This window comes from Paenibacillus darwinianus, from assembly GCF_000598065.1.
Lineage (GTDB): Bacteria > Bacillota > Bacilli > Paenibacillales > Paenibacillaceae > Paenibacillus_I > Paenibacillus_I darwinianus.
In genome coordinates this window covers 1-12,038 of record NZ_KK082116.1, presented here as the reverse complement: position 1 = coordinate 12,038, position 12,038 = coordinate 1, and the positions used below count along the sequence as shown (strand labels likewise).

Sequence of the window (12,038 nt, the reverse complement as noted above, 5' to 3'; positions counted from 1 at the left end):
GCCGTTTTTTTTCACCCAAGCGGACGGGATGTTCCTGTTCGGTTCCGAGCCCAAGGCGATTCTCGCCCATCCGGCCTTCAAGCCGGAGGTCGGCCCCGAAGGGCTGGCCGAGATTTTCATCATCGGTCCTGCCAGGACTCCGGGCCAAGGCGTGTATCGCGGACTGACCGAGCTGCGCCCGGGGCAATGCATGACCGTCGACCGTTCGGGCGTGCACGTACGGACCTATTGGAAGCTGGAAAGCCGCACGCACGCGGAATCGCTGGAGCAAACCGCCTCCACAGTGAAAGAGCTGCTGCAGGATACAGTCGAGCGCCAGCTTGTCTCCGATGTGCCGGTCTGCACACTGCTGTCCGGGGGCCTGGACTCGAGCGCGCTCACTTCGCTAGCGGTCGAATACTACGACCGGAATGGGCAAGGACGAATCGATACGTATTCCGTCGATTACGTCGACAACGACAGGCATTTTCAGGCGCATGCCTTTCAGCCCAACGCGGACGCGCCTTGGATCAAGCGGATGAGCTCCCACCTCGGCACGCACCATCACAACATCGAATTCGACACGCCCGAGCTGATGGCCGCGCTTGACGAGGCGGTGCTGGCACGCGACCTTCCCGGCATGGCCGATGTCGACGCTTCGCTCTATTTGTTCTGCCGGGAAATCAAGAAGGGGGCGACCGTCGCCATTTCCGGCGAGGCAGCCGACGAAATATTCGGCGGCTATCCGTGGTTCCACCGCGAGGAATCGCTGCAAGCGAATACGTTCCCATGGGCTTTGGCGTCCGGCATGCGCGCGGACCTGATCTCGGCGGATATCGCCGCTTGGATCAAGCCGCTTGATTATATAGAGGCGCGTTATGCGGAGGCGATCGCCGAGGTGCCTTATCTGCCCGGCGAGAATGAAGGACAGCGGCGTATGCGCGAAATGTCCTATCTGAACATCACCCGCTTCATGCCGACGCTGCTCGACCGCAAAGACCGGATGAGCATGGCCGTCGGGCTCGAGGTGCGGGTGCCGTTCTGCGACCACAGGCTGGTCGATTATGTGTTCAATATTCCGTGGGAGATCAAAACGACGGGCGACCGCGAAAAGGGGATTTTGCGCCGCGCCCTGCAGGGCGTGCTGCCCGGCGACGTGCTGACGCGCAAAAAAAGCCCTTATCCGAAAACCCATAACCCCAACTATCTCGAGTCGGTCCGCCGGCGATTGCTCGACGTGTTGAACGATTCGTCCTCCCCGCTCCTCCCGCTGATCAACACAAAAAAAGTACGGGAGATTGCGGAATCGGAATCGGCCCAATCGAATATACCCTGGTTCGGCCAGCTCATGTCGGGCCCCCAGTTGTTCGCCTACTTGACGCAGGTCGATACCTGGCTGCGGCATTACAACGTTTCGATCCGATGACATACCAACCAAAAACCGCTGGCGTCGATGCTCCAGCGGTTTCTTATGCAGCGTTTATGGATGTTCGTTATTTCCGGGCGTTCAATCCCGTCTGAGAAAGTTCGGCCAGCAGCCGCTCCAGCGCCCGGCCCCGATGGCTGATGGACTGCTTCTCGTCGGTCGACAGCTGTCCCATCGTCAGCCCGTAAGCCGGCACCCAAAACAGCGGATCGTAGCCAAAGCCGCCTTGGCCCAGCGGACGGTCCAGCACCCAACCGTCGGCATAGCCTACCGTCTCCCGGAACGAGCGGTCCGCGGGATCGTACAGCGCGAGCGCGCACACGAATCTGGCGCGGCTTAATGCACGCACGCCGTCAGGCAGCCCATCCGGGCCGTCCGCTTCGGGCAGCGGTCCCAGACGACCCAGCTCGGCCAGCAGCTTGGCGTTATTGCGCCCATCGTCGGCGCCTTCCCCCGCATAACGGGCGGAATATACGCCCGGGGCGCCGCCGAGCGCCTCAACCTCAAGGCCGGAATCGTCGGCCAGCGCGGGCAGGCCGAGCGCTTCGGCCACTTCGAGCGCTTTGATGCGCGCGTTATCCGCGAAGGTCAGGCCATCCTCTACAATGTCAGGCATGCCGTCATAATCGAACATGCTGCGCACCTGCCATCCCATTCGCGCAAAGGCATGGGCGAATTCCTTCACCTTGCCCGCGTTTTTGGTCGCGACGACGACGGTGTCCGCACCCTTGATCATACGAGCGTCGCGCCGATTCGCGCTCCGACCGGCCCGAGCGCTTCCTTCTGCTTCTCGATCAGCGTGCGGATGCCTTCCTCGGACAGGGAGAGAAGCTTCTGAAGCTCATCCCGCGAGAAAGGCGCATCCTCGCCGGTGCCCTGGATTTCGACGAATTTTCCTGTTCCGGTCATGACGACGTTCATGTCCACCTTCGCTTTCGAATCCTCTTCATAGTTCAAGTCGAGCATCGCCTGCTCCTGAATGACGCCGACGCTGACCGACGCAAGATAATCGGTAATCGGATACCGATTGAAGTTATGCTGCAGGGACAGATTGTGCACGGCCAGAGCCAGCGCCACGAAAGCGCCGGTGATCGAGGTGGTGCGCGTTCCGCCGTCTGCCTGGATAACATCGCAGTCCAGCGTTATCGTGCGCTCGCCAAGCGCTTGCAAATCGATGACCGAACGGAGCGCCCGCCCGATCAGCCGTTGAATTTCCATCGTGCGGCCTGTCAGCTTGCCTTTGGCCGACTCCCGCTGGTTGCGGGTTTGGGTCGCGCGGGGCAGCATCGAGTATTCGGCGGTGATCCAGCCTTTGCCTTGCCCCTTCATGAAAGGGGGCACCTTCTCGTCTACCGTCGCGGTACACAGCACCTTCGTATCGCCCATTTCGATCCAGACGGACCCTTCCGCGTATTTGTTTGGATGCGGCTTCAGCGTCAACCGCCGAAGCTCGTTCAACGAGCGTTTATCGGTTCTCAATGGATTAGCCTCCTGCAAAAAATGGTTCTGGTTCCGTTAATCGTTACCATTTTAACAGAGTCCAACCGGAAAAGCATCCTGGCGGCGGACGCCTCTACGCCTTCAATGCATTTACGTGATCGGGGCGCGTGACCGGCTCCGCATAGGAGCGATTGTCGGTTCCGGTTACCTTAGAGGAGCCATTGATGCGGATTCGCACCTTGGAAGCGCCGGTATTTTCCGTTACGGACAACACGACCGCTTGCAGCATTTCCGCCGGAGCGGCCTGATTTTCTTCAAAATCAGCCAGCTTCATCTCGACCGTTGCGACGTCGCCCTCCACCTTGAGCGCGGACACCTCCGCATCAGACGTCATCACGCCGTTGAGCTCCTTCTCCCCCGGTCCGGCGGCCAGCTGACGCAGCGCCGCAAGTCCGGGGTCCGCATCTCGTTTGATGAGCCGGGTGATGGGCACGTAATATTGCTCGTCTTCGTCCGAGAGCGCGGAGAAATAGACGGTCACAGGCATGGAATCCGCATAATTGGCGCCCGGCGCAAGCTCCAGATTCACGCCAATCGCCCGCGTCAACGGTTCGTCGAGCGGATAGCCGTCCACCGGCATTTCATCCAGCTTCTCGCCCTCGTACCAGATCTGTACCCTTTCAATGCCGGGGAAGCCGGTTAACGTCCACGTCACGGCCTCCAGCATCCTCCGTTCATCCTGAGCGTTGTAATCGGCAAAAGGCCCGGAGAAATCGACGATCGCCAGCTTCTGGTCATTCACGATGTCCAGTTGGGTCACTTGCGTGCCTTTGGGCAACAGGGCCATGAAGCCAGACGGCAGCTCTCGGGCATATTGGCCGCCATCAACGAGCATCTCAAGCGCTTTCTGTCCTGCTTTCTCCTGATCCGTCAGTGAAGTCGTTACCGACACCGGCGCGACGAAGCCCGACCGGTCCTTCAAGTAAAGCGTCATCTGGGTCTTGGCGCCACTCTCAGCCGCTTGTGCTTGCTCCGATGCCTGCCCCTCATCGTAAAGCACCTGAGGCGGATCGATTTGCTTGGCCGACTGCCCCGGCAGCAAGCCACAGCCCGAAGCGAACAGCGGCAGCGCCAACACTCCCGCGACGGCTGCCCGTTTCATTGGACGGATTCGACTCATATTAACCGTGCCTCCCTATCGATCATTCCGGATAAATTTGGTACAACCCCGGATTTGTAGTACTATGTATACGGGCTATTCACCGTTTTAGACCTGTTATGTCCACATCACGCACAAGGGGGGCTCTACATGTCAGATCCGAGCAAATACGCTCTGAACAGCAAGGAGGTCGCGAATGCGACGGAGGAATGGCTGCTTAAACGCGGCGTGCAGAAAAGACAGATTGCCGAGCTCGTCATGTTGCTGCAGCAGCAGTATTTTCCGAGCCTGACGATTGAGGAGTGCGAGCAGAACGTTGACGCAGTGCTCTCCAAGCGCGAGGTGCAGAACGCCGTATTGACAGGCATTCAGCTGGACCTGCTGGCCGCCGAGGGCAAGCTTTTGCCGCCGCTGCAAGCGATGATCGAGCATGATGAAGGGCTTTACGGGTGCGATGAAGTGCTGGCGCTTTCGATCGTAAATGTATACGGGAGCATCGGGTTTACGAATTTCGGTTATATCGACAAGCTCAAGCCCGGCATTCTGCAGAAGCTCAACGATAAAAAAGACGGAGAAATCCATACATTCCTCGACGATATCGTCGGCGCCATCGCGGCATCGGCCAGCAGCCGAATCGCGCACCGCAAGCAGGCGGAGCGGGAGCAGAACACCGATTTGCCGCTTGACTGAACGGCCGGGCCAGGCGTGTGCGGCCCGACAATGGACCCGTTCTCATCTGAAATACGAAAGGACTGTCCCCGGCTTCGCATGCAAGCGAAGCGGAGGGCAGTCCTTTGTATGTCATGCGAAATCTGACTCATTTGCGTTGGTACATGAATCCTTCCCCTCGACGGACACGTTCGGCGCGTCCTTCGTCAACCAGGTGATCGAGGTGCGCCAGCGTCTCGGACAGGGCAAAACGGAGGTTGTGAATATTGCCGCCGATCCGCTCGCCGAACATGCGCACGCATATGTCATAAGCGGCAACCGGCTCGTCCAGCCACCCGGCCAGCATATCCAGCCTGCGGGCATGATGCTCCTTCAGCTCGCGAATGCGGCCGGCAAAATCCGTGAACGGATCCCGGTGGCCCGGAAAAGCAGCCGCCACGTCATACGATTCGAGCCGCTCCAGGCTGGCGAGAAACCGGCGCAGCTCGCCGCCCTTGCCGCCTGGCACAACGCTCACGTTCGGCGTAATGTCCGGCAGCACCTGATCGCCGCACACCATGAGCCGGGTATCCGGTCTGTAAAAGCAAAGATGGCCCTCGCCATGTCCCTCCGTCGCGATGGCCGTCCATTCCCCGCCTCCGAACGTCAGCCGATCGCCTTCGGCGATATAGGTTATTTCCGCCTGCGGCGAGACGAGCGCGACGAAGCTTTCCAGATGCGGCGCGATCTGCGCAAGCAGTTCGAGCGGCATGCCGTGTTGATCGTACAAAGCCGTCAACTCGGCGTCAAACGCGCGGTCCTGCCCCCAGAGCCTCCTCGCATAAGCGTGTGAAGCGCGGGACATCAGGACCGGCGCGCCTGATTTGAGCTGGAACCAGCCCGCCATGCCGTAATGATCCGGGTGCATATGGGTCAAAATAATTTGCCGGACGCTGTCGTAGGTGATGCCAAGCCGGTCAATGGTGCGCTCCCACGCTTCTTCAGCCGCCGTCGTGTGAAGTCCCGGATCGATGAGCGTATAACCGCCGGTCGGATCCGGAATGAGATATGCGTTGACGAAGCGGAGCGAAAAAGGCAACGGCACCTTCAGCCGCATCCATCCGCCCTCCAGCATCGTGAGTTCGTCTTGCATAGCCCCGGGCTTCATGCAGGGCTCACCCCCGTCATAATCAGCCGTTGGGATTCGCTCTCCGCGAATGCCGAGCCGCTGTAATCTCCATACAGCCGTTCCAATGTCAGCCCGGTCTCCGGAAGACGCGCCTCGAACCAGTCCGGTCCGTACAATCGGACGCGCTCCCGGTAGGTGCGCTCATCGCCTTCCTGCGTCCGGATTCGGATGTCCTTTACGACCGCCCCATTCTCGATGCGCCGGCTTTCGGTAATGATCCAGCCCGTCTCGTCGTCCGTTCTTTCAGAGAAAGGAACCAGCGTTCCGCGAACATAGGAAGGATTCAGAAAATCAATCAGAAACCGCCCCCCGGGCTTCAGTACCCTGCGCAGCTCGCGCAGCACCGAAACGTTCTCCTCCTCGGATTCGAAATAGCCGAATGAAGTGAAAAAATTAACCGTCGCGTCAAAGCTCCCATCCGCAAAAGGCAGCCGCCGCATGTCGCCCCGCAACCACTCCACCCGGCGCTCCGGGTCCCTTATGGCCGCTTCCCGCAGCAACTCCTCGGACAGATCGACGCCGCTTACACGAAAGCCCATGCCGCTCAACGCCAGCGCGTGGCGGCCCATGCCGCAGCCGACATCCAGCACCGCAGCTCCTTGCGGCATATCCAGAAATCCGACCATGTTTCGGACTTCCCGATAGGCGTTCTCCCAATTCCGATGCTTGTAAACGATCATGTAATCCGAGCCGAAGCTGCGCTCAAACCATTCCCCCACGAAACCGAACCTCCCCAATAATGTCGCTGCGCCGCAATCGGCCGCCGCTCGAAACGATATGCTCTCTATTGTACAGTATGGGGGAGGGCGGCGGCAAAACTCAAAGCTCGACCAGCCGATCCGTCGCCCTGAGCGCTTCAACCGTGCCGGCGCCAATGCCGAACATCGCAGCCTTCAGTTCAAATTCAATCTGCTCGCATTGCCGCAGCAGCGACTCGAAGCGCTGGACCGCCGAACCGGCGGCAGCGCCCGGTAGCAACGACCTGCCGAAGCCGGCCAGATTCGCCCCCAGCGCAATCGATTTGGCCGCGTCTAGTCCCGTCCGCAGCCCGCCGCTGGCGATGATCGTCGCCTGCGGTAGCCGGGCCCGCACATCTCGAATGCATTGGGCGGTAGGCGTCCCCCACGCCGCTAGCGTGCCGGCAGCGCCCCGCCTGACGGGATCCGTGCTGCGGTGCTTCTCCACCTGGCTCCAGGACGTGCCGCCCGCACCGGCCACATCGATGAACGCGACGCCCGCGTCGTACAGCCTGGCCGCCGTATCGCCGTCGATGCCCCACCCGACCTCCTTCACGCCGACCGGTACGCCGATGGAACGGCATACCGATTCAATCCGACGTAGCAGACCGCTGAAATCGGTGTCGCCCTCCGGCTGGAACAATTCCTGCAGCCCGTTTAGATGCAGCACCAGACCGTGGGCTTCAGCCATGTCGACCGCGCGCCGGCACTGCTCCGCGCCATAGCCGTAGTTAAGCTGAACCGCTCCTATGTTCGCGAGAATCGGGATCGTCGGTGCGACTTGCCGGACATGAAACGTAGCGGCCAGCGAGCCGTCTTCAACCGCCGCCCGCATCGACCCCAGCCCTATTGCCCAGCCGCGTGCTTCCGCCGCCTCGGCCAGCAGCCTGTTGATCTCCCCGGATTCATCCGTGCCGCCTGTCATCGAACTGATCAAGAACGGCGTCCGAAGCACCCTGCCAAGGAACGCGCCGCCGATCGACAAAGTCCGGAAATCAAGCTCCGGCAGAGCGTTATGGCGGAAACGGAACCGTTCCAGCCCCGTTGAGACGCCGCTCTCCACATTTTCCTCCAGACAGATGCGAATGTGCTCGCCCTTGCGCCGGACCGTGCTTCGCGCCGGATCGCTCTTTTCCGCGTTCCCGTGATTGTCTGCCGTCATTGTTCGATCCTCCCAGCCTTGTAATGAACGCGAATGCCTCTGACTCCATAAGAGGCATTGATTGGTTTCCAGTCTACTAAGTATAGCCTTTTTGCAGACCGTAAGCACGTCGGATGAGGCGATGCAAAGAGTAAACCAAATAAGTTTTGACTTATTTGATCAATATTATGATTTTTTTAATCATTTTATAATTGATAAGGTGATTCGCTTCGCTTATGATGAGTATAGAGCTATCGAGGGAGGCGTTTGACTTGCAAATCAAACGGTTCGAACGGAAAGAAGAGGTTGCCCTCCATGCCGCAGAGCTGATTCTGAATACGGTTGCCGAACGGCCGGACGCCGTACTCGGATTGGCGACAGGCTCGACGCCGATCGGCATTTATGAAAAAATGGTGGAGAGCTATCGCCGCCGCAGCCTGTCTTTTCGCAGCGTCACAACCTTCAATCTGGATGAGTATGCGGGCTTGCCCGCTTCTCATGAGCAAAGCTATGCCAGCTATATGACCAGGCATCTATTCGGGCATACCGATTTCGACCCTTCCCGTACGCATATTCCGAACGGGGATGCGGACGATCCGGCGGCGGAATGCGCGGCATATGACGAGCTGCTACGGAAGCATCCGATCGATCTGCAATTGCTCGGCCTCGGCCACAACGGGCATATCGGCTTCAACGAGCCCGGCAGCGCGCTGGCGGGCGGAACCCATGTCGTCGAGTTGAAACTCGCGACACGGGAGGCCAACGCCCGCTTTTTCACCGCCCCCTCAAAGGTGCCCGCACGCGCCATCACGATGGGCATCGGTTCGATTTTAAAGTCGAGGGCTATCCTGCTGGTCGTCACCGGGCCGGACAAAGCGGAAATTGTGCGCGAGTCGCTGGCCGGACCGATCACGACCGCATGCCCCGCTTCTTTACTGCAAACGCATGCCAATGTCACCGTTCTGCTTGACCGGGACGCAGGGAGGAAATTAAACGATGTTATCGGCAATGGGGTCCATTCATATAACGAATGTTAGAATCGTCACTCCGCAAGGAGTGGTACACGGCAGTCTGAGCGCGGCAAACGGCCGGATTACCTCCGTTTATACCGGAGAGGAGAGGGCGGACACGATTAAGGGGGGCATGGAAACGATCGACGGAGAGGGCGGCTGGCTGCTGCCGGGCTTCGTCGACGTCCATGTTCACGGGGGCTTCGGCGGCGATTTCATGGATGCGGAAGCGGACGCCTACGACACGGTTGCTCGTTTCCATGCGCTGCACGGCACTACAACGATGCTGGCCACCACGGTAACGGCGCCGAAGGACGCAATCGAACGTGTGCTGGACGCCGTCGCGCGTTACCGCGCCCAGCCATGCGTCGGCGCCAGGCTTGCGGGCGTCCATCTGGAAGGCCCGTTCATCAGCCCCCGATGGCCCGGCGCGCAAAATCCCGCCTATATCGTACCGCCGCGTCCGGATTGGGTAACCGACTGGAACGGGCGTTACCCCGGCCTCATTCAGATGCTGACACTGGCACCCGAGCTCCCCGGGGCGACGGCGCTCATTTCCCGGCTGCGGGACGCCGGCATCGTCGCGGCTTGCGGCCACACCGATGCCGATTTCGAAACCATAACGGCCGCAGTTGAAGCGGGGCTCAGCCATGCGGTGCATACGTTCAACGCCATGAGAGGCCTGCACCATCGAGAACCCGGCACGACGGGCGCGGTTCTGACCTGCGACGGGCTGAGCGCCGAAATTATCGCGGACGGCCATCATGCCCATCCTGCAGCCGTGAAGCTTCTGCTCCGCGCGAAGCAGCCCGATCAGGTATTGCTCATTACGGATGCAATATCGGCTGCTGGGCTCGGCGACGGAGAGTACGCGCTCGGCGGCCTCAAGGTGACCGTCAGCGAAGGCGTTGCCCGGCTGGCCGACGGCGGCAATCTTGCGGGAAGCACCTTGACGATGCTGGGCGCATTCCGCAACGCGATGGCATTCGGCGGACTGTCGCCCGTCGAAGCAAGCCGGCTTGCGAGCGAGAATCCGGCCAAGCTGCTCGGCCTGCATGAAGAGCTTGGAAGCATCGCCCCCGGCAAGGCCGCTGACCTCGTTCTGCTCAGCCACGGCTTCGAGCACGTCCGCACATGGGTAGGCGGCAGGGCCGTTCATCCTCAGCCTTGATCGGGGCTTTACCGCGTGTCCATTACCAAACTGCAAAGCCGATAAACCTGCCAAAGGGCAGGCCCATCAGCGGAAATTCCCGCTGGATGAACCTGCCCTTTATGCCAACCCTTTACTCTTCCGGCGCAGACGCAATGTGAACCTCGATTCCGGTCCCGGCGGCAGCCTCGGCCAGAGACGGCGCCAGCCGCTCATCGGTGATGAAGCCGCGCAGCTCGGCTAGCGCCGCAATCGTGAACAGCGACGTACGCTCCGCCTTCGTGTGGTCGAACACGGCATATGCGGCCTGCGACCGGCCGATCATGGCCTTTGCCGTCTGCGCTTCCTGCTCCGAATACGTGCTGATGCCTCCTGCGGACGAAATGCCGTCGACGCCGATGAACATTTTGCCGATATGCAGCTGCCCGATCATCCCTTCGCCCAATGGACCGCACAGCTCGAAGCTGTTATGCCGCATGATCCCGCCGGTTACGACGACCTGAATTTCGCTGCCGGCAAGCTCCATTGCGATATTGACCGCATTCGTGACCACGGTCACGCCATGTCTTGCTTTCAGCAGCTTGGCGATCAGGAAGTTCGTTGTGCCTCCAGACAGTCCGACTACATCGCCCTCGCGAATCAGCGAGCTTGCTTTAAGCGCAATCCGCTCCTTCTCCGCCAGAGACAACCCGGTCTTTTCGCTAAAAGGCAGGTCCCGCACGCCGCCACCGCCGCCCATTCCGTCGTACATCGCGCCGCCGATCGTGCGGATCAGGGGAGCGGTCCGCTCCAGAAGCTCAAGGTCGCGCCGTGCGGTCGCTTCCGAGCAGCCGAACCGTTCGACCATTTCCTGCACCGTCATTTTGCCCTGCCGTTTCAGCAAGGCCATGACCTGCTCCCGGCGGCGCTGTCCCTTCGATAGCCGACCCTCGTTCATCCTAGCGTTCCACCCAGACGCGATCCGATAGAAGCCCTTCGACGGTCCGCCAATCGGGAAGCGCTTCCCAGTCGCCCCGCCCCTGCACGACAAGCGAGCCGCAGATGCTGCCGATGCGAACGGACTCGACCGCCGTCTCGCCCTTGACGATTCCCGCCAGGAAACCTGCGCAGAACCCGTCGCCCGCTCCCACCGTATCGACCACCTTAGCCGCAGGGTGGAACGGCACTTCGGTACGCTTGCCGTTGTCCAGTACAAGCGTGGCTTCGCCGTAGCCTTTCACCACCGAGACGGCCTTGAGCGCAGCGAGCCTGTCCAGAATCTCCGCCTCGTCCTTCGTGTCGTAAAGCAGCTGCAGCTCATCCCATCCCGGCAGATAATAATCCGCCTGCTCCGCAAGCGGCAGCAGCGCCCGTCTGGCCTCCTCCAGGCTCCACAGCTTGAGCCGCAGATTAGGGTCGAAGCAAATGCGGACGCCCGCCTGCCTGGCTATGCGGACCGCCTCCAGCAGCGAACTCCGGGCATGCTCGCCGATCGCGGCGGTAATGCCCGTCACATGCAGCAGCTTACTGCCCGCTATGTATGCTTCATCCAGCTGCTCGGGCCGCATGAGGCTGGCGGCGGAGCCTTTCCGCCGGTAGTGAACGGCCAGCTTCCCGCTCGCATTTTCCCGGAACATCAGGCCGGTTTCTGCTCCCGCCACCAGTCGGGCCCGGGAGACGTCGACGCCTTCGCCTCTCATTGTTTTGTAGATTGCGGCCCCGAATGGATCGTCTCCCAGCGCGCCGAACCAGCCAACCGAACAACCGAGCCTCGCGGCGCCGATCGCGACATTGCTTTCCGCGCCGCCGAACGACTGCTCAACCGTCGCGGAATGCTCCAGGCCCCGGTATTCCGGCGTCATAAACAGTCCCATCGTTTCCCCGAACGTAATCAGGTCGGGCGATCTCATATCCATGAAGAAGCTCCCTCCCGGCATCCCGGTTTAACGGCTGCTAGCCGCGGTAATCCGGATATTGCATCAAGAAAATAATCACAAGATAAAGCACGAGAATGATGATGCTCATCGTCCGCGCTTTGTTTATGAGCGAGGTGGCGCTTTGACCGGCATGGATGGAAGCGGCGATTCCCCGCAGCGGCTTGGAGATAACACCGCCGAGCGCGGCGATCGCCAGGAACAGGCCGATCGACAGCACCATCCACAGAACCGAGTAATCGGCGA

At 60.6% G+C, this 12,038-nt stretch carries 12 protein-coding genes and 1 pseudogene; 4 read left to right on the top strand and 9 right to left on the bottom strand.

Going from position 1 to position 12,038, the window contains the following annotated elements; genetic code table 11:
• A partial coding sequence (gene asnB, locus BG52_RS00790; RefSeq protein WP_036585714.1) for an asparagine synthase (glutamine-hydrolyzing) occupies positions 1 to 1,405 on the top strand: 1,405 nt, incomplete at its 5' end.
• 67 nt (positions 1,406 to 1,472) lie between these two features.
• Here asnB and BG52_RS00785 read toward each other — a convergent pair.
• From BG52_RS00785 to BG52_RS00775, 3 genes are all read right to left on the bottom strand, one after another.
• A complete protein-coding gene (locus BG52_RS00785; RefSeq protein ID WP_036585713.1) occupies positions 1,473 to 2,141 on the bottom strand; it encodes a non-canonical purine NTP pyrophosphatase in 669 nt (222 codons plus the stop codon).
• Positions 2,138 to 2,884 carry a ribonuclease PH gene (gene rph / locus BG52_RS00780; RefSeq protein WP_036585712.1) on the bottom strand — a complete coding sequence of 249 codons (747 nt, stop codon included), beginning with the start codon at positions 2,882 to 2,884 and terminating at the stop codon, positions 2,138 to 2,140. Before rph ends, BG52_RS00785 begins: the two co-directional genes overlap by 4 nt.
• 94 nt (positions 2,885 to 2,978) lie before the next feature.
• On the bottom strand, positions 2,979 to 4,025 hold the full coding sequence (locus BG52_RS00775; RefSeq protein ID WP_036585711.1) for a GerMN domain-containing protein: 1,047 nt from the start codon (positions 4,023 to 4,025) through the stop codon (positions 2,979 to 2,981).
• Between the two features lie 129 nt (positions 4,026 to 4,154).
• Here BG52_RS00775 and BG52_RS00770 point away from each other — a divergent pair, with 129 nt between their 5' ends.
• Positions 4,155 to 4,694, top strand: a complete 540-nt coding sequence (locus tag BG52_RS00770; protein WP_036585710.1) for a phosphatidylglycerophosphatase A family protein — start codon at positions 4,155 to 4,157, stop codon at positions 4,692 to 4,694.
• A 127-nt stretch (positions 4,695 to 4,821) separates the two neighbouring features.
• Here the strand turns inward: BG52_RS00770 and BG52_RS00765 are convergent, their stop codons facing one another.
• From BG52_RS00765 to fni, 3 genes are all read right to left on the bottom strand, one after another.
• Positions 4,822 to 5,805 carry an MBL fold metallo-hydrolase gene (locus BG52_RS00765; protein WP_036666608.1) on the bottom strand — a complete coding sequence of 328 codons (984 nt, stop codon included), beginning with the start codon at positions 5,803 to 5,805 and terminating at the stop codon, positions 4,822 to 4,824.
• Between the two features lie 11 nt (positions 5,806 to 5,816).
• Positions 5,817 to 6,560 (bottom strand): class I SAM-dependent methyltransferase, encoded by a 744-nt coding sequence (locus BG52_RS00760; protein ID WP_036585708.1) that lies wholly within the window; start codon positions 6,558 to 6,560, stop codon positions 5,817 to 5,819.
• A gap of 100 nt (positions 6,561 to 6,660) precedes the next feature.
• Positions 6,661 to 7,740 (bottom strand): type 2 isopentenyl-diphosphate Delta-isomerase, encoded by a 1,080-nt coding sequence (gene fni, locus BG52_RS00755; RefSeq protein WP_036585707.1) that lies wholly within the window; start codon positions 7,738 to 7,740, stop codon positions 6,661 to 6,663.
• 251 nt (positions 7,741 to 7,991) lie between these two features.
• Here fni and nagB point away from each other — a divergent pair, with 251 nt between their 5' ends.
• Positions 7,992 to 8,756, top strand: a complete 765-nt coding sequence (gene nagB, locus BG52_RS00745) for a glucosamine-6-phosphate deaminase (protein WP_036585703.1) — start codon at positions 7,992 to 7,994, stop codon at positions 8,754 to 8,756.
• Positions 8,716 to 9,900 (top strand): N-acetylglucosamine-6-phosphate deacetylase, encoded by a 1,185-nt coding sequence (gene nagA / locus BG52_RS00740; protein ID WP_036585701.1) that lies wholly within the window; start codon positions 8,716 to 8,718, stop codon positions 9,898 to 9,900. The genes nagB and nagA overlap by 41 nt, the downstream gene beginning before the upstream one ends.
• A gap of 112 nt (positions 9,901 to 10,012) precedes the next feature.
• On the opposite strand, the gene BG52_RS00735 is transcribed toward nagA, so the two are convergent.
• From BG52_RS00735 to BG52_RS15780, 3 genes and pseudogenes are all read right to left on the bottom strand, one after another.
• Entirely contained in the window at positions 10,013 to 10,816 is an 804-nt protein-coding gene (locus BG52_RS00735; protein WP_036585699.1) for a DeoR/GlpR family DNA-binding transcription regulator, read from the bottom strand.
• Position 10,817: 1 nt separating this feature from the next.
• Complete coding sequence (locus BG52_RS00730) at positions 10,818 to 11,774, bottom strand: sugar kinase (RefSeq protein ID WP_144340687.1); 957 nt, start codon at positions 11,772 to 11,774, stop codon at positions 10,818 to 10,820.
• A 37-nt stretch (positions 11,775 to 11,811) separates the two neighbouring features.
• Positions 11,812 to 12,038 (bottom strand): annotated as a pseudogene (locus tag BG52_RS15780) (hypothetical protein); the annotation flags it as partial.